This is a genomic window from Citreicoccus inhibens, from assembly GCF_019039035.1.
Lineage (GTDB): Bacteria > Myxococcota > Myxococcia > Myxococcales > Myxococcaceae > Citreicoccus > Citreicoccus inhibens.
In genome coordinates, this window is sequence record NZ_JAHNZT010000028.1 from 91,299 (window position 1) to 114,059 (window position 22,761).

Consider the following 22,761-nt stretch of genomic DNA (forward strand, 5'->3'; position numbering starts at 1 on the left):
CGTTCCGGCCAGCCCGCCCGGACGTGGATTGAACACGTCCGGGAACCACCCGTCGGAGCCTGTACACCTTCCCCGAGGAGTCGTTGAACATGTCGCTTCGAAGCCTTCTGGCGGCCTTCGCCGCTGTCCTGTCTCTTGCCCTGCCGGCCGCCGCTTCGGCCGCTGACCTGAAGTTGGCCTACGTCGACCTGCAGCGCGTGCTGCTCGAGGTGGACGATGGCAAGGCCGCCAAGGCCAGCCTCCAGAAGTGGCTGGATGATCGCCAGAAGGAGATCGACCGCGAGCAGGAGGCGCTGCGCAAGGAGAAGGACGTCCTCGACAAGCAGGCCAGCGCCATGTCCGAGGAGACCAAGGTCCAGAAGGCCACCGAGCTCCAGAAGAAGGTCATGGAGCTGGCGCAGAAGTACGAGCGCAGCCGGGCTGAGGCCGCCAACAAGGAGCGCCAGGCCATGGAGCCCATCGTCAACCGCATCGACCAGATCATCGCGACCATCGCCGAGCGCGACGGGCTGAGCTTCGTGCTGGACAAGCGTGACTCGGGCATCGTGTTCGCCCTGTCCCAGTACGACATCTCCAACGAGGTGATCCGCAGCTACAACACCTCCGCCAAGAAGACGGCGCCGGCGGCGAAGGATGCCCCGGTGAAGAAGTAGGCGGTCTCGCGCGTGCAGCCCATGCCCGCTTCGCGCTCGCTCGGGGAGCTCGCCGCCCACGTGGGAGGAGAGCTCCTCGGCGACCCTGCTGTGCTCATCCATGGCCTCAACGGGCTCGAGGAAGCCGGCCCTGGCGAGGTGTCCTTCTACGGAAACCCGCGCTACCGCCGGCAGTTCGAGTCCACCCGGGCCTCGGCGGTGCTGGTGGGCTCGGATGCCCCCACGCGCGAGGGCGTGTCCCTGGTTCGGGTGTCCAACCCGCACCTGGCCTACGCGCGCCTGCTCCGGCTGTTCCACCCCGTGGCGCGTCCCGCCGCGGGGGTGCGCGCGGGCGCGCACGTCCATCCCGAGGCGAGCGTCCACCCCGAGGCCACGGTGATGCCGGGCGCGGTGGTGGAGTCGGGTGCACGAATCGGCGCCCGCTCGGTGTTGTATTCCGGGGCGTATGTCGGAGCGCACGCCCAGGTGGGGGAGGACTGTGTCCTGTACCCCAACGTCACGGTGCGTGAGCAGTGCGTGGTCGGCTCGCGTGTCATCCTCCACGCCTCGTGCGTGGTGGGCGCGGATGGTTTTGGCTTCGCCTTCAACCCCGAGGGGGATGCGGGGCCGGAGCACTTCAAGATTCCCCAGGTGGGCATCGTCCGCATCGAGGACGATGTCGAGGTCGGTGCTTGCACATGCATCGATCGCGCGACGGTGGGCGAAACGGTCATCGGGCGTGGGACGAAGCTCGACAACCTGGTGCAGATCGCTCACAACGTGCGCGTGGGCCCGCTGTCGCTCATCTGTGCGCAGGCGGGCGTGTCCGGTTCCGCGGAAGTGGGGACGGGCGTGGTGCTCGCGGGGCAGGTGGGCGTGGTGGGACACATCCGGGTGGGCGACCTCGCGAAGGTGGGCGCCCAGTCCGGTGTGGCCCATGACGTGGAAGACGGACAGGTGGTCAGCGGCAGTCCCGCCGTGCCGCACCGCGAGTGGCTGCGCGCCAGCGCCGCGGTGGGACAGCTGGCGGACGTGCTCAAGGAAGTACGCGCCCTGCGCCGCAGGGTGGAGATGCTCGAGAAGGAGAAGGGCGGATGATGGACATTGGAGAGATCCAGAGCCTGCTGCCGCACCGCTACCCGTTCCTCTTGGTGGACCGGGTGGTCGCGTTCGAGCCGGGTCAGAAGCTGACGGCCTACAAGAACGTCACCATCAACGAGCCCTTCTTCAACGGCCACTTCCCGGGCCACCCGGTGATGCCGGGCGTGCTCATCCTGGAGGCCATGGCCCAGGCCACGGCCATCCTCGCGTACAAGAGCGAGGGCATGGACCCCACCCGTCAGGTGACCTACCTGATGGGCATCGACGGCGCGCGGTTCCGCAAGCCCGTGGTGCCCGGGGACCGGCTGGAGCTCGTCATTGAAGTGGTGCGCCACAAGGGCGCTGTCTGGAAGACGCGGGGCACGGCCCACGTGGACGGCGCGAAGGTGGCCGAGGGTGAGTTCCTCGCCACGGTGGTGGAAAAGGATCCCGACGCGAAGGCCTCCGGGGCCGAGGCGTCCTGAGCGTCGTCGGCACGCGAGCAAGAGGAGACGTCATGGCTCAGGTTCACCCCTCCGCGGTGGTTCACCCCGACGCCCGGCTGCACGAGTCGGTGGTAGTGGGGCCTTTCAGTGTCATCGGGCCCCAGGTGACCATTGGCGCGGGCTCGCGCGTAGGGCCTCACGTTGTCATCGAGGGGCGCACGACCCTGGGTGAGCGCAACCACATCTTCCAGTTCGCCTCCGTGGGCGCGGCGCCGCAGGACCTCAAGTACGCGGGCGAGGACACCGAGCTCATCCTCGGAGACGACAACCAGATTCGCGAGTTCGTCACGCTCAACCTCGGCACGGCGGGCGGCGGCGGTGTCACGCGCATCGGACACCGCAACCTCTTCCTGGCCAACAGCCACGTGGCGCATGACTGCGTGGTGGGCGACGAGTGCCTCTTGGCCAACGGCTCGGCGCTCGCCGGGCACGTGACGGTGGGCGACTCGGTGAAGATCTCCGGGCTGGTGGCGGTGCACCAGTTCACGCGGCTCGGGCGCCACTCCTTCATCTCCGGTGGCTCCATGGTGACCATGGACGTGCCCCCGTACTGCACGGTGCAGGGCGACCGCGCGACGCTGGTGGGGCTGAACACCGTGGGCCTGGAGCGCGCGGGCTTCACCGAGGAGCAGCTCGCTCGCGTCAAGGAGGCCTACCGCATCCTGTTCCGCTCCAAGCAGGGGCTGCAGGAGGCACTGGCCCAGCTTCGCGCGGAGCTCTCGGGGCACCCGGAAGTGGACCACCTCATCGAGTTCGTCGCGCAGAGCAAGCGCGGGCTCACGCGCTAGCGGCGCGCATGGGAGGGGTGGTGGAGCGAATCGGGCTCATCGCGGGCAACGGCCAGCTCCCCTTCCTCTTCGCGCGGGCGGCCCGTGCGCGCGGGCAGGAAGTGGTGGCCGTGGCGCACCGGGGAGAGACGGACCCGGCGCTGGCGGCCGAGGTCGACCAGCTCACCTGGGTTCGGGTGGGGCAGGTGGATCGCATCCAGAAGGCCTTCCTGGGCGCGGGCGTGAAGCAGGCCGCCATGGCGGGCGGCATTGGCCGCGTTCGTGCCCTGTCCGACGCGCGGCCCGACCTGGGCGCGGTGCGGATCATCTCTCGGCTGCGCAGCTTCCGGGATGACGCCCTCTTGCGCGCGGTGGCGGCGGACTTCGAGTCACGCGGCATCACCATCATCGCGCCCACGGACTACCTGGGCGAGGTGCTGTGTCCCGAGGGACACCTCGCCGGCCCGCGCCTGCACCCCGCGCAGGAGACGGACGTGGCGCTGGGGCGCGAGGTGGCGGTGTTGCTCGGGCAGGCGGACGTGGGCCAGACGGTGGTGGTGCGCAACGGCCATGTGCTCGCGCTGGAGGCGGTGGAGGGGACGGACGAGACCATCCGCCGCGGCGCGAAGCTGGGTGGCAAGGGCGCCGTGGTGGTGAAGCGCTGCAAGCCCCAGCAGGACCTGCGCTTCGACCTGCCCGCGGTGGGGCCTCGCACGCTGGAGGTCATGGAGGAGGTCGGCGCCACGGTGCTGGCCCTGGAGGTAGGGCGCACGGTGCTCCTGGACGCGCCCGCCCTGTTCGCCGGCGCCCAGGCGCGCGGCATCACGTTGGTGGGCGTGCGCTGACGGCCCACGGGCGGCTCGGTTCCCCGGCCGCCCCCGTGGTTGGGCTCCTACCGCGCGGCTCCGTCAGTGTGACCCCAGTGCTGCGACGCGCTGTCGCCAGCATTCCCCGCGCATGGATGTCGGGCCGCTCACCGTCGTGCGCGCGGAGCGTTCCGCGCCCCGAGGCTTCGGCCTAGCCTGTCGGGAATCGCTCCTGCCGGGCTGGGGTTGCACCGCCACCCTGCCCGCGACACCCCGGTGCCGCCGCGCATGAATGCCCGTCTTCTGCTCCGCTGCCTTGTCCTGCTGTGCGTTCCCGTCCCCGCGTTCGCCGACGCCATTCGGGTCTCCCTGGAGGCTCGCGCCGCGAAGGGGGAGGGGACACCGACGCTGCTCGTGCACATCCTCGAACCCATCGAGGGATTCCAAGTGACGCTCAAGCGTGGCGACGGCCAGGCGGTGGAGGTGAAGGGCGGCGGGACGCCGGGCGTGACGCGCCGCATCCCCCTCCCGCAGCCGGACGGACGCTTTCACTACGAGGGGGCGCTGACGGTGCGCTTCTCCGACGCGGAGCCCGCCACGCTGCCCTTGTCCTTCGACACGGAGCTCTTCGGCCCGCTGCGCCTGGACGTGCGCAAGGAGGACGTGGACGTGGCCGCGCGGCGGTTGCGCTTCACGCTGTCGCGCTCGGCGGGGAAGACCGAGGTGGTGGTGCTGATGGACACCGGCAAGAAGGCATTCGAGGGCGAGGTGGACTTCCACGGCGCCGCCGCGGGCACGCCGCTGGAGGTGACCTGGCCGGCGGCGGAGGGCCGGGTGATGAAGGTGGCCCTCAAGGCCTTCGACACCGCGGACTTCTACACCGGGGTGGATGTGTTCCCGTGGCAGGTGGACATCCCCCACGAGGAGGTGGGCTTTGCGTCCAACCGCGCGGACGTTCCCGCGGCGGAGCGCGCGAAGCTCGACACCACCTACGGCCTCATCCGGGACGCGCTCGTGAAGTACGGGCGCTTCGCGGCGCTGCGGCTCTACGTCGTGGGGCACACCGACACCGTGGGGGGCGCGGACGACAACCGCGCGCTGTCCTTGCGGCGGGCGCGCAGCCTGGCGGCGGCGTTCCGACAGCGGGGCCTGCGGGTGCCCGTGTTCTACGAGGGGTTCGGCGAGCAGTCGCTGGCCGTGCGCACCCCCGACGAGACGGCGGAGGCCCGCAACCGTCGCGCCGAGTACATCATCGCGGTGGAGGAGCCGTCGCTGAAGGACGCGCCCTTCACCCCCCGGTGGCACCCACTGTGAGGTGAAACGCATGCGAACGACAGGCTCCCGTCCCTTCCGGAAGATGCTGGGCACGCTCCCGTTGGCGCTCCTGGCCGTCAGCGGCTGTGCGCGCACGCTGCCGTTCGCTCCGCGTCGGGATGTGGAGGCCCACAAGTGCGAACTGGTGCAGACGGTGATGCACCAGCCCTCGCCGTCGCTCGCCGCGCAGCAGATTGTCTCCGAGGGACGCGCGGGCCAGGTGCCCGTCGTCGTCTATGTGCGCCACCCGGACCAGTCCATGCTGGAGCGCTTCTTCCAGGGTGAGCCCCAGTGCGGTGACCCCACGTTCCGGGTGGTGCAGGAGAACGTCGTCGACGCGGTGGTGGTGTATCTGCAGGAAGTGCAGGGCGGCTATGCCTACGACGCGCGCCGCGCCAGCCCTGAGCAGCTCACCGCGGAGGCGGGCAAGCCGCAGGGGACGCTCAAGCGCAGGGGCGCCTCGTGGGTGTCGGTGAATTGAGGCGCGGCTAGCGCATCAGGTCCTTGGCGCCATCCGCGATGAACTGCACGGCGATGGCGGCCAGGATGAGGCCGGACACGCGCTCCAGGATGGCGACGCCCGACTGGCGCAGCACGCGCTGCACCAGGCTGGAGGCGCCCAGGATGAAGTAGCAGGACACGAACGTCAGCACGATGGCGGCCAGCACGGGAATCATCGTGCGCAGCGACGAGCCCCCTCGCGCCATCAGCACCATCGCGGTGGCGATGGCTCCCGGGCCCGCCAGGAGCGGGATGGCCAGGGGGACGATGGCGATGTCCTCCTTCACGGCGCCTTCCTGCTCTTCCGTCGGGCTGGTGCGCGTGGCGGCAGGCCGCGCGCGGAGCATGTCCAGCGCCGTCATCAGGAGCAGGATGCCGCCCGCCACGCGGAAGGCGCCCAGCGACACGCCGAACACCTTGAAGATGATGCTGCCGAAGAGGGCGAAGAACAGCATCAGCCCGCACGCCACCAGGCAGGCGCGCAGGGCGGTGCGGCGAATCTTGTCGCGCGAGTCCCCCGCCGTCATCGCCAGGAAGAGCGGGACGACGCCAATGGGGTCCACCACGAAGAAGACGGCGGACAGGGAGACGAGGAAGAGCGACAGGGAGCTGGACATGACGGAACGGCCGGTTCGGGGCTACACGGTGAAGCGCAGCTTCCACACCATGCCGAGCGCCTCGAGGAAAATCTTCTTGTTCATCTTCGAGTGACCCACACGTCGGTCCTCGAACACGATGGGGACCTCGCGCACGGTGAAGCCCTTGCGCAAAGTGCGATACGTCAGTTCGATTTGGAACGCGTATCCCGTGCTGTGCACCGCGTCCAGGTCCATCGCCTCCAGCACGCGCCGGTGGAAGCACTTGAACCCGCCCGTCAGGTCTCGCACGTCCACGCCCAGGATGGTGCGCGCATAGAGCGAGCCTCCCTGGCTGATGACCTGCCGGCCCACGCCCCAGTTCACCGTGCCGCCGCCCGTCACGTACCGCGAGCCGAGCACGAGGTCCGCGCCGCCCTCGGCCGCGTCCAGCAGCAGGGGCAGGAAGCGCGGGTCATGGCTGAAGTCCGCGTCCATCTCCAGGATGTACGTGTAGGGCTCGGCCAGGGCCCAGCGGAAGGCCGCGAGGTAGGCGCGTCCCAGTCCCTCCTTCTTCTCGCGATGGAACACGCGGATGCGCGGCTCCTTCGCGGCGAGCGCGTCGGCGATCTGCCCCGTCCCGTCGGGCGAGTTGTCATCGACGATGAGGATGTCCACGCGAGAGTCGGCCTTCAGCACCGCTTGGGTGATGGGCTCGATGTTCTCGCGCTCGTTGTAGGTGGGGATGCAGACCAGCGCGCGGTTCATGTCGGGGCGACATACCCTAAACGCGGCGCGGGGGCAGCAGCTCCAGCACGGCCTCGGCCGCCCGCTGGGCCGCGCCCACCTCGCCCAGCCGCTCGCGGACCTCCGCCAGTCCCTGGACCATCGCCTCTCGGGGGGCGCCGGGCAGCCAGACCTGCCGCACCTCTTCCGCGATGCGCTCGGGGGTCATCTCGCCCTGGAGCAGCTCGGGCACCACGCGCCGGCCCGCCAGCAGGTTCACCAGGGACACGAACGCGACCTGGAGCAGCAGCCGGCCCACCCAGTAGGTGATGCGTGACACGCGATACACGACGACCAGCGGGCGCTGCATGAGCCCCGCCTCCAGTACGGCCGTCCCAGAAGCGACCACGGCCGCGTCGCTGGCGCCCACCACCTCGGGCGCGTGGCCGTCCACCAGGATGGGGGTGACCCCGCTGCCATCGAATCGTGACACGACCTCCTCGCGGGCGATGGTGGGCGCCACGGGCACCACCACCTGGAGCCCGGGCCGCTCGGCCTGGAGCTGGCGCGCGGCGCCTACCAGGGTGGGCAGGATGCGCCGAATCTCGCTCATGCGGCTGCCGGGCAGCAGCGCGAGCGTGGGCGCGTCCGGCTTGAGCCCCAGCTGCGCTCGGAACGCGGCGGCGCTCTGGGGCGCGGGCACCTGCTCCACCACGGGGCTGCCCACGTAGCGCGCGTCCACGCCGGCGTCCCGGTAGAACGCCTCCTCGAAGGGCAGGATGCACAGCATCCGGTCCACGAGCCGCTTGATGGTGCGCACCCGCCCACGGCGCCACGCCCAGATCATCGGCGAGACGTAGTAGGCGACGGGGATTCCCATCGCCTTGAGCTTCTTGGCCAGGCGCAGGTTGAAGTCCGGGATGTCCACCAGGATGGCGCAGACCGGGCGGCGCTCGGCGGCGGCGGCGGCCAGCCCATGGAGCACCCGCAGGATGCGGGGGATGCGCGGGAGGACCTCGGTGATGCCCATGACGGACACCTCCCGAGCGTCGAAGAGGAGCTCCACCCCTCGGGCGGCCAGGCGCGTGCCCCCCATTCCAAAGAAGGTGAGGTCAGGTCGGAGGGCTTGAAGGGCGGCGACCAGCTCGGAGGCGTGGGCGTCGCCGGAGGCCTCGCCGGCCACGACGAGGATGCGGGGGGCGGAAGACGTCATGAGGGCAGGGCACGCATCGTACCTGATGCGAGACCGGGTGGAGGTTGTAGACTGCGACTCCCCTGTGAAGACGCTCCTGCTCGCCGAGAGCCATCCTCCCACGCTGGAGCACCTGACCGGACTGCTGTCCCAGGCGGGATACACCGTGCGTCCGGTGAACGACGCCATCACGGCGCTGGAGCACTTCTCGGCGGACAATCCCGACATCGTCGTGCTGTCGGTGGACTTGCCCCGCGTGGAGGGCCAGCACGTGGTGCACCTCATCCGCTCGCACAGCCAGGGCGGGCGCGTGCCCATCGTCGCCATCGACAAGGGGCACCTGGGGCGCGCGCGTGGCGTGGCCTCGGTGCTGGACCTGAAGGTCAACGCGTACATTCCGGATCCGCTCAAGCCCGGTGAGCTGGTGCCTCGCCTGGAGCCGCTGGTTCGCGCCGCGCAGGCCGTCCCGCTGACGGGCATCCTGGCGACGCTGTCTCGCCCCGCGGTGATTGCCGGAGAGCTGCGCGGCTATCCCTTGCCCGCCCAGTTGCATGGGCTCTACCGGCTGCGCCGCGATGGCGTGCTCGTGGCCGCGCACCGCGACCTGTCCCGGCGCGTGTTCTTCCTGCGTGGCGGCGCGGTGAGCTTCGACTCCACCTCCCGCCAGGACTCGTTGCCGCGCTTCTTGCGCGGGCGCGGCGTGCTCACCGAGGCGCAGGAGTCGCGCGTGGTAGAGGCGCTGTCCTCGGGGCTGCGCATCGGCGCGGCGCTGGCGGACGCGGGCGTGGAGGCGGCGGGCGAGGACCTGCTGCAGTTGTTGCGGGACTACACGCGGGAGATGCTCGGCCGCGTCTTGAGCATGCGCGAGGGCCGGTACGCGTTCTACGCGGGAGACGAGTTCGCCTCCGAGGTCGCCACCGTGGAGGCCCCGGCGCTCGCGCCCGTGCTCCAGGGCGGACGGCGCATGTTCCCGCTGAAGGTGATGGCCGCGTCGCTGCGCGCGAACCTGACCGAGTATGCCGTGCGCTCGGCGGACTTCAGCCGGGACCTCCAGGCCATGGCGCTGGACACGGAGGATCTGAAGATCGCCCTGCAGATCAACGGGCGCATCATGCTGCGCGACCTGCTGGCGCACGGCCGCGGGGAGCTGCGCGCGTCGTACACGCTCCTCTGGTTCCTCAAGCTGACGGGCGGCGTGACGTTCTCGCCCACGCCGGTGGCCACGGGCTCGGATGCCCTGAGCGCGGCGGCGGCTCCGGACGTCATCGCGCCGCGCAAGCGCAAGACGATGCCTGGGGAGACGGCCGCGGCGCTGCGCGAGGAGGCGGTGCGCATCATCACCCGGAGCTACTTCGGGTGCCTGGGCCTGGACATCGCGGCGGACGCGGAGGCGGTGGAGCGCGCGTACCACGAGACCGCGATGCGCTTTCATCCGGACACCCACGCCGAGTTCGACCTGTCGGACCTGAAGGACCTGCTGGACTCGGTGCAGGAGAAGCTGTCCGCGGCGTACCGAGTCCTCAGCGTGGAGGAGAAGCGCAAGGCCTACCTCCAGTATCTCTTCAGCCGGCAGGACGTGGTGGGGCGCGCTACGACCATCAACGTGGACGCGGAGATTGCCCTGCGGCGGGGCGAGGCCTCGCTGAAGAAGCGCGACTTCCGCGCGGCCATGCAGGCCTTCGAGGAAGCGGTTGCGTTCAACCCGGGCGAGCCGGAGTACTACTCGTACCTCTCGTGGGCCACGTACCAGGGCTCGCCGGGGCCGCTGGTGCAACGGGCGCGCGGCGCGCAGAAGTCGCTCAAGAAGGCGCTCACGTTGGATCCGTACCTGGAGCGGGCGCAGATCATCGCGGCCATCATCGAGATGGACCTGGGGGATGCGCCCCTGGCGCGCAAGAAGCTGCTCAAGGTGCTGGAGCTGAATCCGTACTCCACGCTGGCGAAGGCCGCGTTGCAGAAGGTGGGGAAGTAGCCATGCATCGGGCTTTGTGGCGTCTGCTTCGGTATGCCCGTCCGCACGTGGGCGTCCTGGTGACGGCGTTCGCGTGCATGGCGGTGCTGGGGCTCGCCACGGGCGCATACGCGTACCTGATGGGCCCGGCCCTGCGCTTCCTGTTGTCCGGGGGGGAAGAGGGCTTCGCTGGCGCGCACCGCGTGCCGTGGCTGGCGGACCTGCCACGCGAGGCCGCGCTGTGGGGCTTCCCGGTCCTGGTGCTGGGCGTGGGCGTGGTGAAGGGCGTGGGCTACCTGGGCCAGTTCTACTTCATGGGCTTGTTCGCGCAGGGCGTGGTGAAGGACCTGCGCCGAGACCTCTTCCTGCGGCTCACCGCGCTGTCTCCCTCGCAGCTCTCGCGCGAGCGGATGGGCGACCTGCTCAGCCGGTTCTCCTCGGACGTGACGGCCGTGGAGATGGCGGCGATGTACTCGGTGGGCTCGTATCTGCGTGACTCGCTCCAGGTGCTGGTGCTGGCGGGCGTCGCGCTGTCCATGAGCCCGCTGCTCGGCGGACTGATGCTGTGCGTGATTCCGCTGGCGGCGCTGCCCGCGTCGCGACTGACGCGCAAGGTGCTGCGAGGCACGCGTGAGGGACAGGCGCAGCTCGGGCAGATCGCCGCGCAGCTCCATGAGGGATTGGGTGGCCTGCGCACCATCCAGGCCTTCAACGGCCAGAAGGCGGAGCTGGCGCGCTTCGAGTCCTACGCGAAGGCCCACGAGGACGCCGTGGTCGGCGCGGCCTGGGCGCGGGGGGGCGTCCCCGGTGTGATGGAGGTGCTCGCGGCGGCGGCCCTGGCGGCGGCGTTGGGCTACGCGGCGGCGACGCGGGCGATGGAGCCCGAGGCGCTCTTGTCACTGCTGACCGCGGTGGTGATGGTCTACCAGCCGGTGAAGGACCTGGGCCGCGTGACGCAGTTCGCGGTGCAGGCAGGCGCGGCGGGAGAGCGGCTGTTCGCGGTGCTCGACCTGCGTCACCCGGTGGAGGACGCGCCGGACGCCAGGCCCGCGCCCGCGGTGACGACGTCGCTGCGCCTGGAGGACGTGGCCTTCTCGTATGGGGAGCGCCGGGCCCTGGATGGGCTGACGCTCGACTTGAAGGTGGGGCAGGTGGCGGCGCTGGTGGGCGCGAGTGGCGGTGGCAAGAGCACGGTGACCTCGCTGCTCTTGCGCTTCGAGCGGCCGTCTCGAGGGCGCGTGCTCCTGGATGGCGTGGACGCGGATCGCTACACAGCCGCGAGCGTGCGCGCGCAGCTCGCCCTGGTGACGCAAGAGCCACTGTTGTTCCACGGCACGGTGGTGGAGAACCTGCGACAGGCGCGCCCCGAGGCCACGCGAGAAGAAGTCGAGGCCGCGGCCCGAGTGGCCAGCGCGGACGGCTTCATCCGCGCCCTGCCCGAAGGCTACGACACGCGCATCGGTGAGCGTGGGGTGATTCTCAGCGGTGGTCAGCGGCAGCGCCTCTGCATCGCGCGCGCGGTCCTGTCACGAGCACCCATCCTGGTGCTGGACGAGGCGACGAGCAGCTTGGACCCCGAGAGCGAGCGCGACGTGCAGGCCGCGCTGGCCGAGGTCCTCCCGGGGCGCACGGCGCTGGTCATCGCGCACCGTCTGTCCACGATCACGAACGCGGATGTCATCCACGTCGTGGACGCGGGCCGCATTGTGGAGAGCGGCTCCCACGCGGAGTTGCTGCGCACGGGCGGACGTTACGCCTCGCTGTGGGCCTTGCAGACCACGGGCGAGCGGGGCGCGGCGTGAAGTCCTCGGTGCTGGCCGGCCGAACGCTTCGGGCGCTGGCGGGCCTCGTGCTGGTGCTGCTGGGGTTCGCGGGCTTCTTCGCGTTCGCGGCCAGCTTCGTGGACTACCCGGCCCTGGATGAACCCACGCGCCCGTCCGCGTGGATCCGAGGCGCCTATCACGTGCACACGACGCGCTCGGATGGGCGCGGCACGCCCGATGAGGTGGCGCGGGCGGCGAAGGCCGCGGGCCTGGACTTCGTGGTGCTGACGGATCACAACGACTTCGCCCCGAGGGTCCCCGAGTGGATCGACGGTGTCCTGATGATTCCGGGCGTGGAGCTCTCCACGACGGCGGGACACCTCGCGGCGCTGGGGATGCAGCGGCCGTTGGAGGGAGTGCGAGCGTGGATGCCTCCCGACGCGGCGGTGTCCGCGGTGGAGGCGGCGGGAGGAACCGGCGTCCTCGCGCATCCGGTACAACGTCGCAACCCGTGGCGAGACGACGACACCGCGCGGCGAGTCCCGGGCTTTGAGTTGTATTCGGCGGACACGTTCCTTCGTCAGGCCCTGCGCAACCCCATCTCGCGGTTGCTGCCCGCCGTGGGCGCATCGCTCACCCATCCAGTCCACGGGGTGATGTTGATGGTCGCGCCGGAGCCCGAGCCCATGGTGCGCTTCTTGGAACTGTCCCACGAGAAGCCCCGCGTGGCGCTGTGCGCACACGACGCGCACGGACTGCCGACCTACGAATCCGTCTTCCGTGCGATGGCCATGGTGCTGCCGCCAGAGGTGGTGCCGCGCCCGCTCCCCCAGAACGCGAGTGAGGCCGCCGAACGGGTGGTGTCCGCGCTCACGAGCGGGAGCGCGGTCTGCTCCTTTCGGGCACTGGGTGAACCCGAGGGCTTCGCCCTGGAGGGCCTCGCTTCAGCCGGGCGCGAGGCGAGGGTGGGGGACGTCCTCACCGTGCGCCTGCCCAAGCGCCATCCCGACACGGTGGAGGTGCGCGTCTGGGGAGAGGGCCGCCTTCGCGATGCGACGTCCGTGGAGCTGACGGGGCCAGGAGTGGCGCAGGTGGAAGTGTGGGTGCGCGCACCCGGGCGTTTCTTCGGTTCGGAGTGGCGCCCCTGGATCGTCCCGAGCCCTGTCCGCGTGCTGCCGCGCGGCCCGGGCATCTGATAGACGGCGAGGCGTCGGCCCATGCGCCTCCTGTACGTTCTCACGACCTATGTGCTGTTCGGCCTGCTGTTTCCGGTGCTCTCGCTGCACCGGAAGACGCGGCATGGCCTGTTGCAGCGGCTTGGCTTCTACGCGCCGGGAGTCGTGCCCGAGGGCACGGGCCCGCTGCTGTGGCTGCATGGCGCGAGCGCGGGAGATCTGCTGGCCCTCTCGCCCATGTTCGGTCCACTGCGGGCCCGCTTCCCGGGCTGCCGCATCGTCCTGTCGACGATGACGGACAGTGGCTATGCGATGGCGAAGGAGCGCCTGTCATCGCAAATCGATGGCGTGGTGTACGCGCCCTATGACTTGTGGGGCGCGACGCGCAGGGCGGTCCGAGCCCTCCGCCCGCGGGTGCTGGTGCTCGAGTACACCGAGGTCTGGCCCAACCTCATTCGCGCCGCGAAGCGCGGGGGCGCGAGGGTGGTGATGACGAATGGCCGCTTCTCGCCCGCGAACGTGGGGCGGTATCGCCGGCTGTTCGGCCTCATCGGCAATCCGCTCGAAGACCTGGACCTGATGTTGATGCGCCAGGACGAGGAATCGGAGCGGGCACGGATGCTCGGAGCCCCGGCCGACCGGGTACACGTCACGGGGAACACGAAGTTCGATTCGCTCACCGCGGGGCCGGCCGGCGAGGACGCGGCATTGCGCGACGCACTGGGGCTGTCCACGAATGAGCCCGTGTGGATGGCGGGCAGCACGCACGAGGGCGAGGAGGAGCAACTGCTCGCTGTCTATCTGCGCTTGCGCCCCGCGCACCCGACGCTGCGGCTGGTGATTGCACCGCGCTATGTGAATCGCGCCGAGCGAATCGTCGCACTGGCCGAGGCGCAGGGCCTGCGCGCGGGCCTTCGCTCGAAGGGGAACCCCGAGCGCGCATCGGTGGTGGTGTTGGACACCATGGGCGAGTTGTCGCGAGCGTACCGACTGGCGACGGTGGTGTTCGTCGGGGGCTCCTTCACGAAGCGCGGCGGGCAGAACATCCTCGAACCGGCGGGGCAGGGCCGGCCCGTGTTGTTCGGTCCGCACATGGACAACTTCCGAGACAGCGTCGCGGTGCTGAACGGCCACGGCGGAGTCCAGGTCCAGGACGCCGACGCGCTCTACACGGAGCTGGCTCGACTGCTTGAGGCTCCACGGCAGTGTCAGCACCTCGGCGCTCAGGCCGAGGCCACGGTGCGAGGCATCTCCGGAGCCAGCGAACGCAACGCCGAGGCGATGGCCTCGCTCTTCTCGACCGCGGGGGTCGCGCGCCGATGACGCTCATCGTTCATCCCCACTTCCACTCGCGCTACACGGGCGTGACGCGGCACGTGGAGTCCGTGGTGCCAGCGCTCGAACGGGTCGACGAGACGCGCGTCATCGGCTCGGGCCTGAGCGAGTCGCTCCCACGAATCACCTGGGGCGAACTGCTGCGCCGGTCGCGACGTGAGCCCATCGTGTGGCATGCCCACCGCAACAACGAGCTGATGGCGGGCATGCTGTTGCGCCTGTTGGGGCGCCATGTGCGCCTCGTCTTCACGCGCCACACGTCGATCGCGCCCACCGGCTTCACTCGCTGGTTGGCGCGTTGCGCGGACGCTCGGGTGGCGCTCACGCAGCAGATCTCCGAGGTGTTCCGGCTCCCCTCGTCCATCGTGTCGCATGGCATCGACCTGTCGCGCTTCCATCCCCCCGAGAATCGCGACGACGCGTGGCGAAGCCTGGGGCAAGGGGGCCGCTACGGCATCGGAGTCATCGGCCGCATTCGCGCGGAGAAGGGGCAGGGCGACTTCATCGAGGCCATGCGGCCCGTGTTGCCAGCGAACCCGGACTGGCAAGCTGTCCTGGTCGGGCTGGCGAAGGGACCAGACCTGGACTGGGTGAACAAGCTCCGGGCTGGCATCGAGGACCGGGTGACGCTCGCGGGAGAGCAGGCGGTCATCGAGCCCTGGTATCGAGGGCTGACCATCCTGGTGCACCCGTCCTACGCCGAGGGCTATTCCCTGGTCCACGTGGAGGCCATGGCCTCGGGGTGCTGCGTGGTGGCCTCGAAGCTGCCGTACCTGGACACGCTGATCGAGCACGGGCGAACCGGTTTCTTCTTCGAGCCCGGAGACGTGAAGGGCCTGCGCGAACTGCTCACCGAACTCCTGCGCGAGCCTGAGAGAGCCCGAGCCGTGGGTCGCAATGCCTCCGAAGAGGCACGCTCGCGCTGCGGCGTCGAGCACGAGGCCAAGGCGTTGACGGCGCTGTACCGGTCGTTGGTGGAGCCCTGATGCGCATCCTCCATCTGCTCGCGAGTCCATTCTGGAGCGGCCCCGCGGAGAACGTGGCGCTGCTCGCCCTCGCTCAGCGAGACCTGGGGCACGAGGTGACGGTGGCGGTGGATCGCCGGCGAGTCGACATCCCCGCCGAGGAGCCCGCGGTTCCGCGACTGCGCGAACTCGGCCTGTTGGACGAAGGGGGCCTGGAGTTGTCGGTGAAGTCGCCGCCCTGGGGGATGTGGCGCGACGGGAGGGCGCTGAGTCGTCGCTCGGTGGATGTCGTCCATTCGCACTTCAGCCATGATCACCTGCTGGCCCGCTGGGGACGTCCACGAGGGGCCGTGCTGGTTCGGTCCATCCATGCCCTGCGTTCCCTGCGTGCCTCGCTGCCCCGGGCGGACGCCTATACGGTGCCGGCGCGCTCCCTGCTGCCCAAGCTCAAGGCCCTGGGACGCCTGGGGCAGGTGCTCCCGGCCCTGGTGGATTCACACTTCGAGCCCGCGACCGATAGGCCCACGCTGCGACATGCGCTGGGAGTTGCCGGGGCTCCGCTCGTCGGAATGATCTCCACGTTCCAGCCGTCGCGCAGGCATGCGCTGGGCGTGGAGGCCTTCGCGAAGCTGCGCGAGCAGCGCCCCGAGGCGCACCTGGTCCTCATCGGTGACGGCGCCTTGTTGGAAGACACGCGGCGACAGGTCACGACGCTTGGGCTCGCGAGTGCGGTGACATTCGCGGGCTACCAACGCGCAGAGGACTTCGCCCGTTGGTTGCGTGCGCTGGACGAGGTGTGGATCCTCGGGCTCGGAAACGATTGGAGCGGACGCGCCGCGGCGCAGGCGCGAGCGAGCGGAGTTCGAGTCATCGCCGTCGAAGAAGGTGCGTTGCCGGACCTGGCGGACGCGAGAGTGGCCTCACCCACGGTCGAGGCCGTGGTCTCCGCCTCCCTGTCTGGCCAACGCGCGGAGGTCGCGCACCCGACGAACGCGGAGATCGCCCGCACCATCCTGGACCTCTACGGCCATGGCTGATTCCGAGCTCCCGATGCGGCTCGGAACGGCCGATGCCTCATCCACAGCGCTCGAGCGCCTCTTCTATCCGCCGAAGCCTGAGTCCTGGACCCGGCGCTTGCAGCTCTCGCCGTTGACCTTGCTGTCCTGGCCCTATGGTCTGGCCGTTCGCCTCCGAGGCGCGCTCTACGAAACGGGGCTCATGCGCCCCGAGCGAGTGGAGGGGCTTCGAGTCATCTCCGTGGGCAACCTCAACGTAGGAGGAACCGGCAAGACACCGGCGGTGCTCTACCTCGCGGAGCTGCTCGTCCGAGAGGGGCGCAAGGTGGGCATCCTCACGCGAGGCTACGGTCGCGCGTCCACCGAGCCGCGGACCTTCACGGGGGCGGTCCCGCTGCCCTCGGTGCAAGACGCGGGGGATGAACCCCTGATGCTCGCGACCCGCTGTCCGCAGGTCCGCCTCTTCGTGGGCGCGGATCGCGTGGCCGGAGCGCGCCGGGCCAGGGACGAGTTCGGACTCGACACGGTGCTGCTCGATGACGGCTTCCAGCACCGTCGACTCGCCCGAGACGAAGACGTCGTCGTCATGGATGCGAGCGTGGGGCTGGGCAACGGCCACCTCTTGCCACGAGGCCCACTCCGAGAGCCCGCCTCGGCCCTGCGCCGCGCCACGCTCCTCTGGGTCCGCGCCGCGCCGGACGGGGCCTCCCCCTCGCCGCGGAGGACCCAAGGGCTGCCCCGGGTCGTGACGCGCTACCTTCCTACGGAGGTGGTTGCACCGGACGGTGTGACGCGCCCGCTTTCATGGCTTCAAGGGCGGCCGGTGCTCGCGCTGGCGGGTCTGGCCCGGCCGGGAGGCTTCCTGCGAATGCTCGCGTCTCTCGGAGCCGACCTCCGCGACGCAGCGCTCTTCCCGGACCATCACGCCTACACCGAGTCCGAGCTGCGCGCGATCCACGCAAGGGCCCGCCAACTCGGCGCCGAGGTCGTCACCACGGAGAAGGACGCGATGCGGCTCCCGTCGGGCTACTCGGCTTGGGTGATACGGCTGGGCGTCGAACTCCTGGAGGGCGAGTCGCACCTGCGTCGGGCACTCGGGCTGGCGCCGCGTCCGAGCGACTTGTGAGGGGCGGGGGGCTGTGGGACAAACCGCGCCCATGGCCGCAGTCTCGCCCGTACGTCCATTGCCTTCGCCTACCCGCCTGCCCGCCGCGTTCGCTCGGCGTCGGGTGCTGCTCATCGGTGACCTGGTTGCCGACCACTATCTCTACGGCCAGACAGACCGCGTGAGTCGTGAGGCGCCGGTCCTCATCGTCCGCTACGAGTCGTCGGAGGTGAAGTTGGGCGGTGGCGCCAACGTCGCGGCCAACGTCCGAGCGCTCGGAGGACAGGTGACCGCGGTGGGCGTGCTGGGCGCGGACGCGATGGGCCGCTCGTTGCGCAAGCTCTGTGACGAGGCGGGCATTCGGCTGCATGCGGTGAGCGGCAAGGACATTCAGACCGAGACCAAGACGCGCATCCTCGCGGGCGGAGTGAGCACGACACGCCAGCAGATGCTCCGCGTCGACCGCGGCCAACAAGGTCCGCTGTCGCCGCGCATCCGCAAGGCGATCGCGAAGCAGGTCGAGGCCGCGGCGCGTGACGCGGATGCGGTGGTGGTCTCGGACTACGGCGCGGGAGTCGTGGGCGACGAGGTCCGAGAGACGTTGCGCAAGCTCGCGGCGGACGGGATGCCGGTCTGCGTAGACAGCCGTTATTCGCTGTCCTCGTTCACCGGCCTGACGGTGTGCAAGCCCAACGAGCCCGAGCTGGAGCACCTGTCCGGGCACCGAGTTCGCTCGGAAGCGGACTTGCTGGAGGCAGGGCACGCCGCCCGCAAGAACCTCGATTGCCAGGCCCTGTTGGTGACGCGCGGTCGGCATGGCATGGCGCTGTTCGACGCCGACGGAGGCGTGGATCTGATCCCCGTATATGGGGCGAAGGCGGCGGTGGATGTCACCGGCGCGGGAGACACGGTCATCGCCAGCTTCTCCCTGGCCCTCGCTGCCGGAGCCACGTTCGGCGAAGCGGCTCGGCTCGCGAACATCGCGGGCGCGCTCGTGGTGCAGAAGCCGGGCACCGCCACCGTGTCGCGGGACGAACTGCTGGGCGAGCTGCGGGGCACGCGATGAGCACGTTGGACAAGCTGCGGTCCCTGGAGTCGCTCGCACGCGAGCGTGCCCAGTGGCGAGCGCAGGGGCGCACCGTCGCGCTGGCCAACGGCGTGTTCGACCTGCTCCACGTGGGGCACGTTCGCTACCTGGAAGGAGCGAAGGCGCTCGCGGATGTGCTCGTGGTGGCGGTGAACTCGGACGCCTCGACGCGTGCCTACAAGGGGCCGGGACGCCCGTACATCCCGGAGTTGGAGCGAGCAGAACTGGTCGCGGCGCTGGCGTGCACGGACCGTGTCCTCCTGTTCGATGAATCCAACGTGCGCCACATCATCCGGGCCCTGCAGCCAGACCTCCACGTGAAGGGGACGGACTACACGCCGGACTCCATCCCCGAGGGAGACGAAGTGCGGGCCTACGGTGGTCGGACCGCTGTCTCGGGGGATCCGAAGGACCACAGCACCACCGACCTCGCGCGCCGCCTGGGTCGCGAGGCGTCGAAGTAGGCCATGCCCCTGTCGCCGCTCCTGACAGAGGTGCTCGGGTGTCCGCGATGCAAGGGCGCCCTGAAAGTCCACGACAGCGAGGCAGGTCCGCAGGTGCATTGCCCCGTCTGCCAGCGAGCCTGGCCCATCGAGGACGGCATCCCGCAGATGGTCCCCGAGCGCGAGAGTCCCTGGCCCCGCTCATCGGGACTCGGCTCAGGAGGAGCGTGACTCCAGCGCCGAAGCGAAGCTGCGGGCCTCGTCCGCGGCGCGAGCTTCGAGCCCGACGCCGCCCGCACCATCGACGAGCCCCGTGAGGTCCACCATGCGATGCGGAGCCTGGGCATGGCCCCAGCGCTCCATGTCGATGCGCAGGAAGAACGCCAGTGTGGGCGCGCCAACGGCCACCGAGAGGTGCATCGGACCGGTGTTGTTGCACACCGTCGCTCCCGCCGAGCGCATGAGCGCAGCCAGTTCATCGATGGAGGTCGGCGGCGCGAGCTGCGCTCCGGGTGCCGCCTCGACGACCCCTCGCGCCAGCGCTTCCTCTCCGGGGCCCCAGGTGACAACAGGTGTCCGCCCCTGCTCGAGGAGTGCACGCGCAGCGGCGGCGAAGGCCTCGGGAGGAATGCGGCGATTGCCCAGGCGCCCCCCCGGATTGATGACCGCGAGCTTTCGCCCCGAGCTGGCCTCCAGGTAGGCCCGAATGGGAGGGCTGAGGGTCGGCTCGCGGAAGGACAAGCCCTCGCACACCGCGCCGCCAGTCAGCGGCGTGAGGAGATGCGTGCGCTGCTGGGCCTCATGCCGCGTGTCCGCCCGAGCAGGCACGGAGATGGAGTGCAGCAGAGACACAGGCCATACCGCCGGCCCGAGGACGACCGCGCGAGGTCCCGCCATCCGCGCGATGAATGCGCTGGTGACCGAGGGCGCGTCCCAGTTCGCGCAGTCCACCACCACGTCATAGCGCTGGCGGCGCAAGGCTCGGATGCCGGGGGCCAGGGGCCCAAGCCACAGGTGACGCCGATCGAATGGGATGACGGCATCCGCGTCCGGGTGCCCGGACAACACGCGAGCCACCTTGGCGTGGACGAGGACGTGGACCTCGGGCGCGGGATGCACGTGCGTCTTGAGCGTCCGCATCAGAGGTGTCGTGAGGAGGGCCTCGCCCACGCGATTGTCGGGCCGCACGAGCAGGACCCTGCGCGGGACGGGGAGAGGAGTTCCAAGAGGGCGGCGACGACCGGGGCGCCAGAGCAGCACGGACCCGACGAGCGCCAGCGCCAGCTTTGCCCACAGTTCGAGCCGCTTGTGCCACGCCATTGCGCGGCGGACCCTACCAGAACTGGAAGCGACGCAAGACGCTGCCTTGACCTCCGGCCCGAAAGACCCTAGCAACCGGCCCGATGCTCAAGAGCATGACCGGGTTTGGCGCGGGTCGCGCGCGTGTGGGAGACGAAGAGGTCTCCGTCGAAGTGCGCTCGCTCAACCACAAGTTCTGCGAAGTGAAGGTCCGCTTGCCACGCGAGCTGGCGCCCCTGGAGTCCGTGCTGGTCAAGACGGTGAAGGACCGCTTGGCCCGTGGCTCGGTCGAGGTGCTGGTGAAGCGCCAGGCCGCCACCGTCTCGGGCAATGTCCCCACCGTGGATGTCGCGTTGGCCCGTGAGTACGCCCGAGCCTTCCGCGAGGTCGCGGATGCACTGGGCCTCACGGCCGAAGTGGCGTGGGCGCACGTGGCCAACCAGCCGGGCGTCATTCGTCTGGAGGAGAAGGGGCTGGCCATCGAGCCGGCCACTCAGGCCGTGCAGGTCGCGCTGGAGCAGGCCCTCGGGGCCCTGGAGGCGATGCGCGAGACGGAAGGCCAGTCCATCCAGGCGGACCTGGACGCGCGCATGAAGCTCATCGAAGGTTGGAGTCGCGAGGTCGCGGAGCTGGCGCCCAAGGCCGTGGCGGACTACCAGACCCGGCTCAGCGAGCGCGTGGCGGAGCTGGCGCGCGGCATCGCGGTGGATCCGCAGCGGCTCGCCCAGGAAGTGACGCTCTTCGCCGAGCGCACCGATATCGCCGAGGAAGTGACGCGGCTGGGTATCCACCTGGAGCAGTTCCGAGTCCTGATGGCCAGCCGCGAGCCCGCGGGCCGCCGCATGGATTTCCTAGTGCAGGAGATGCACCGAGAGGTGAACACGACCGGCTCGAAGAGCCAGCACGCGGAGATCTCCGCGCGCGTGGTTTCGATGAAGGCCGAGGTCGAGCGCATCCGCGAACAGGTGCAGAACGTCGAATGAACGAGCCCATGGTGTTGCAACCCGGCCTGCTGCTGGTCCTCTCTGCTCCCTCGGGAGCGGGGAAGACGACGCTGGCCCATCGTCTCCTCAAGGATCAGCCGGAGGCCATCTTCTCCACGAGCGTCACCACGCGCCGCCCCCGAGGCAAGGAACAGGAGGGGGTGGACTACCGCTTCGTGGACGTGGCGACCTTCCAGCAGAAGATCGAGCGCAACGAGTTCGTGGAGTGGGCCGAGGTCCACGGCCACTTCTACGGCAGCCCGCAGTCCGTGGTGGATGACGCCCGGAGCCGAAAGGGGGTCGCCATCTTCGACATCGACGTCCAGGGCGGCCAGGCCATCAAGCGCAAGCACCCGGATGCGATCCTCATCTTCGTGCTGCCCCCCTCGATGGAAGAACTCGAGCGGCGGCTGCGCGACCGGATGACTGACTCGGACGAAACCATCCGGCGCCGCATGCTCGCGGCCCGCTCGGAGATCGAGCGAGGCATCGCTTCCTACGACTACATCGTCATGAACGATGACTTCGAGCGCGCCTATCAGGAGCTCAAGTCGGTGGTGGTGGCGGAGCGCTGCCGGCGGGGCCGCGTAGACCTGTCTCGGCTGAAGTTCGGCAGCTGAAGGAGGGATCGTGGCGGGCAGGGGGGCCTGCCTGCCCGAACCCGGAGCGAGTGCGGGGGCACGACCCGGAGCAGAAGGCAGCAAACTTCTTGCGCTGCCCGTTCTTCTGGCGGATAAGCCCCTCATCTCACGGCGGCACGCGAGCGACACCCCGGTGTTGCCCACACGTTGCCAAGAGGTGGCCTCGCAAGTTCGGTCTCGCGAGGAGGCGCCTGTGCGCCCATGTTCTGTGAAGGATGTCGAATAAGACCGAAAGCTGACAGGGGATGATTCCTGTCTGGCTCAAAGGACCTGCAGGCCTGCTCGCGTTGCTTTGCGAAGGGGATTGCGGAGAGGTTCCTGACGGTCGACCCGGAGGTGAGTTCAGCGGGCGGTGAGGGAGTGGAGTGGGAAGTCGTCTCAATGCGAGATGGCGCAGGACGCGGGTCGGAGTCGAGAATCAAAAGCCAGGCGTTCGGTTGGTTGATATCGGAAGCGGCAGTGGTACAAGCCGCTCCCCTCGACGAAGAGCCCACGCGCTGGCGTGGAAGGAACTCTGCGGAGAGGTTTGAACAGCGAAATACGGCGGTCAACGAAGCAGATTGACGCGGGAGGCGGCGAAGCGGTAGAAGCCGCGCCCCCGACGAAGAAGACAGCGGAAGCCACTGGGCGGCGCTGGAGGCTTCGAAGGACGCCGAAGAGGAAGCGAAAGCAGCGGTTGACAGCGGACGCGGCCTCAAATAGAAAGCGCGGCTCTCTGACGGAAGAAAAGTCGGAGTGCTGACGAGAAGAGACGGTAGCACAAAGTCGCGGAGCAGGACAAGCGACTCGGTCTTTGAAAACCAAATAGCAAGCCCAAGTAGATTGAAGATTGCGGAAACCGCAGTCAATTCTTTAGGGCACCTCGAATAGGCCGCGCGGAAGCGCCGCTGAAAGAGAGT

At 69.7% G+C, this 22,761-nt stretch carries 23 protein-coding genes; 19 read left to right on the plus strand and 4 right to left on the minus strand.

The features are described from left to right. The first annotated feature begins 89 nt into the window (after positions 1 to 89). The 7 genes from KRR26_RS26620 to KRR26_RS26650 all read left to right on the plus strand — a co-directional run bounded on the left by KRR26_RS26620 (position 90) and on the right by KRR26_RS26650 (position 5,586). Positions 90 to 653 (plus strand): OmpH family outer membrane protein, encoded by a 564-nt coding sequence (locus KRR26_RS26620; RefSeq protein ID WP_120210834.1) that lies wholly within the window; start codon positions 90 to 92, stop codon positions 651 to 653. Between the two features lie 21 nt (positions 654 to 674). Beyond that, on the plus strand, positions 675 to 1,730 hold the full coding sequence (gene lpxD / locus KRR26_RS26625) for a UDP-3-O-(3-hydroxymyristoyl)glucosamine N-acyltransferase (RefSeq protein ID WP_120210835.1): 1,056 nt from the start codon (positions 675 to 677) through the stop codon (positions 1,728 to 1,730). Continuing rightward, a complete protein-coding gene (gene fabZ, locus KRR26_RS26630) occupies positions 1,730 to 2,197 on the plus strand; it encodes a 3-hydroxyacyl-ACP dehydratase FabZ (RefSeq protein ID WP_120210857.1) in 468 nt (155 codons plus the stop codon). Before lpxD ends, fabZ begins: the two co-directional genes overlap by 1 nt. A gap of 32 nt (positions 2,198 to 2,229) precedes the next feature. Next, entirely contained in the window at positions 2,230 to 3,006 is a 777-nt protein-coding gene (gene lpxA, locus KRR26_RS26635; RefSeq protein ID WP_120210836.1) for an acyl-ACP--UDP-N-acetylglucosamine O-acyltransferase, read from the plus strand. A 20-nt stretch (positions 3,007 to 3,026) separates the two neighbouring features. Next, positions 3,027 to 3,830: an LpxI family protein gene (locus KRR26_RS26640; protein WP_217081173.1), complete on the plus strand. Its 804-nt coding sequence runs from the start codon at positions 3,027 to 3,029 to the stop codon at positions 3,828 to 3,830. 249 nt (positions 3,831 to 4,079) lie between these two features. Further along, the gene (locus KRR26_RS26645) at positions 4,080 to 5,105 is read left to right on the plus strand and encodes an OmpA family protein (protein ID WP_217081174.1); all 1,026 of its coding nucleotides are present in this window, start codon (positions 4,080 to 4,082) and stop codon (positions 5,103 to 5,105) included. 10 nt (positions 5,106 to 5,115) lie between these two features. Continuing rightward, a complete protein-coding gene (locus tag KRR26_RS26650) occupies positions 5,116 to 5,586 on the plus strand; it encodes a hypothetical protein (RefSeq protein WP_120210838.1) in 471 nt (156 codons plus the stop codon). Between the two features lie 7 nt (positions 5,587 to 5,593). On the opposite strand, the gene KRR26_RS26655 is transcribed toward KRR26_RS26650, so the two are convergent. Genes KRR26_RS26655 through lpxB form a run of 3 tightly spaced genes read right to left on the minus strand, consistent with a single transcriptional unit; the run spans position 5,594 to position 8,120 of the window. Beyond that, the gene (locus KRR26_RS26655) at positions 5,594 to 6,223 is read right to left on the minus strand and encodes a MarC family protein (protein WP_120210839.1); all 630 of its coding nucleotides are present in this window, start codon (positions 6,221 to 6,223) and stop codon (positions 5,594 to 5,596) included. Between the two features lie 21 nt (positions 6,224 to 6,244). Beyond that, the gene (locus tag KRR26_RS26660; RefSeq protein WP_120210840.1) at positions 6,245 to 6,949 is read right to left on the minus strand and encodes a polyprenol monophosphomannose synthase; all 705 of its coding nucleotides are present in this window, start codon (positions 6,947 to 6,949) and stop codon (positions 6,245 to 6,247) included. 16 nt (positions 6,950 to 6,965) lie between these two features. After that, positions 6,966 to 8,120 (minus strand): lipid-A-disaccharide synthase, encoded by a 1,155-nt coding sequence (gene lpxB, locus KRR26_RS26665; protein WP_217081175.1) that lies wholly within the window; start codon positions 8,118 to 8,120, stop codon positions 6,966 to 6,968. 64 nt (positions 8,121 to 8,184) lie between these two features. Between lpxB and KRR26_RS26670 the strand changes: the two genes are divergently transcribed. Genes KRR26_RS26670 through KRR26_RS26715 form a run of 10 tightly spaced genes read left to right on the plus strand, consistent with a single transcriptional unit; the run spans position 8,185 to position 19,170 of the window. Then, positions 8,185 to 10,071 carry a response regulator gene (locus KRR26_RS26670; protein ID WP_120210842.1) on the plus strand — a complete coding sequence of 629 codons (1,887 nt, stop codon included), beginning with the start codon at positions 8,185 to 8,187 and terminating at the stop codon, positions 10,069 to 10,071. Between the two features lie 2 nt (positions 10,072 to 10,073). Next, the gene (locus KRR26_RS26675) at positions 10,074 to 11,852 is read left to right on the plus strand and encodes an ABC transporter ATP-binding protein (RefSeq protein ID WP_120210843.1); all 1,779 of its coding nucleotides are present in this window, start codon (positions 10,074 to 10,076) and stop codon (positions 11,850 to 11,852) included. Further along, positions 11,849 to 13,009, plus strand: a complete 1,161-nt coding sequence (locus tag KRR26_RS26680; RefSeq protein ID WP_217081176.1) for a PHP domain-containing protein — start codon at positions 11,849 to 11,851, stop codon at positions 13,007 to 13,009. Before KRR26_RS26675 ends, KRR26_RS26680 begins: the two co-directional genes overlap by 4 nt. Positions 13,010 to 13,030: 21 nt before the next feature. Further along, on the plus strand, positions 13,031 to 14,311 hold the full coding sequence (locus KRR26_RS26685; protein ID WP_217081177.1) for a 3-deoxy-D-manno-octulosonic acid transferase: 1,281 nt from the start codon (positions 13,031 to 13,033) through the stop codon (positions 14,309 to 14,311). Continuing rightward, the gene (locus KRR26_RS26690) at positions 14,308 to 15,309 is read left to right on the plus strand and encodes a glycosyltransferase family 4 protein (protein WP_217081178.1); all 1,002 of its coding nucleotides are present in this window, start codon (positions 14,308 to 14,310) and stop codon (positions 15,307 to 15,309) included. Before KRR26_RS26685 ends, KRR26_RS26690 begins: the two co-directional genes overlap by 4 nt. Beyond that, positions 15,309 to 16,325, plus strand: a complete 1,017-nt coding sequence (locus KRR26_RS26695; protein WP_217081179.1) for a glycosyltransferase — start codon at positions 15,309 to 15,311, stop codon at positions 16,323 to 16,325. Before KRR26_RS26690 ends, KRR26_RS26695 begins: the two co-directional genes overlap by 1 nt. Next, a complete protein-coding gene (lpxK, locus tag KRR26_RS26700; protein ID WP_233577542.1) occupies positions 16,318 to 17,430 on the plus strand; it encodes a tetraacyldisaccharide 4'-kinase in 1,113 nt (370 codons plus the stop codon). Before KRR26_RS26695 ends, lpxK begins: the two co-directional genes overlap by 8 nt. 31 nt (positions 17,431 to 17,461) lie before the next feature. Then, positions 17,462 to 18,475 carry a bifunctional heptose 7-phosphate kinase/heptose 1-phosphate adenyltransferase gene (locus KRR26_RS26705; protein WP_120210847.1) on the plus strand — a complete coding sequence of 338 codons (1,014 nt, stop codon included), beginning with the start codon at positions 17,462 to 17,464 and terminating at the stop codon, positions 18,473 to 18,475. Continuing rightward, positions 18,472 to 18,960, plus strand: coding sequence for an adenylyltransferase/cytidyltransferase family protein (locus tag KRR26_RS26710; protein WP_217081180.1), 489 nt, complete (start codon positions 18,472 to 18,474; stop codon positions 18,958 to 18,960). Before KRR26_RS26705 ends, KRR26_RS26710 begins: the two co-directional genes overlap by 4 nt. 3 nt (positions 18,961 to 18,963) lie before the next feature. Further along, positions 18,964 to 19,170: a Trm112 family protein gene (locus KRR26_RS26715; RefSeq protein WP_120210849.1), complete on the plus strand. Its 207-nt coding sequence runs from the start codon at positions 18,964 to 18,966 to the stop codon at positions 19,168 to 19,170. Here KRR26_RS26715 and KRR26_RS26720 read toward each other — a convergent pair. Further along, positions 19,156 to 20,259, minus strand: coding sequence for a glycosyltransferase family 9 protein (locus tag KRR26_RS26720; RefSeq protein WP_217081181.1), 1,104 nt, complete (start codon positions 20,257 to 20,259; stop codon positions 19,156 to 19,158). The genes KRR26_RS26715 and KRR26_RS26720 overlap by 15 nt on opposite strands. Before the next feature lie 83 nt (positions 20,260 to 20,342). On the opposite strand from KRR26_RS26720, the gene KRR26_RS26725 reads away from it, so the two are divergent. Both KRR26_RS26725 and gmk read left to right on the plus strand, forming a co-directional pair. Then, a complete protein-coding gene (locus tag KRR26_RS26725; protein WP_120210851.1) occupies positions 20,343 to 21,221 on the plus strand; it encodes a YicC/YloC family endoribonuclease in 879 nt (292 codons plus the stop codon). Next, on the plus strand, positions 21,218 to 21,841 hold the full coding sequence (gene gmk, locus KRR26_RS26730) for a guanylate kinase (protein WP_120210852.1): 624 nt from the start codon (positions 21,218 to 21,220) through the stop codon (positions 21,839 to 21,841). Before KRR26_RS26725 ends, gmk begins: the two co-directional genes overlap by 4 nt. The last annotated feature ends 920 nt before the right edge of the window (positions 21,842 to 22,761 follow it).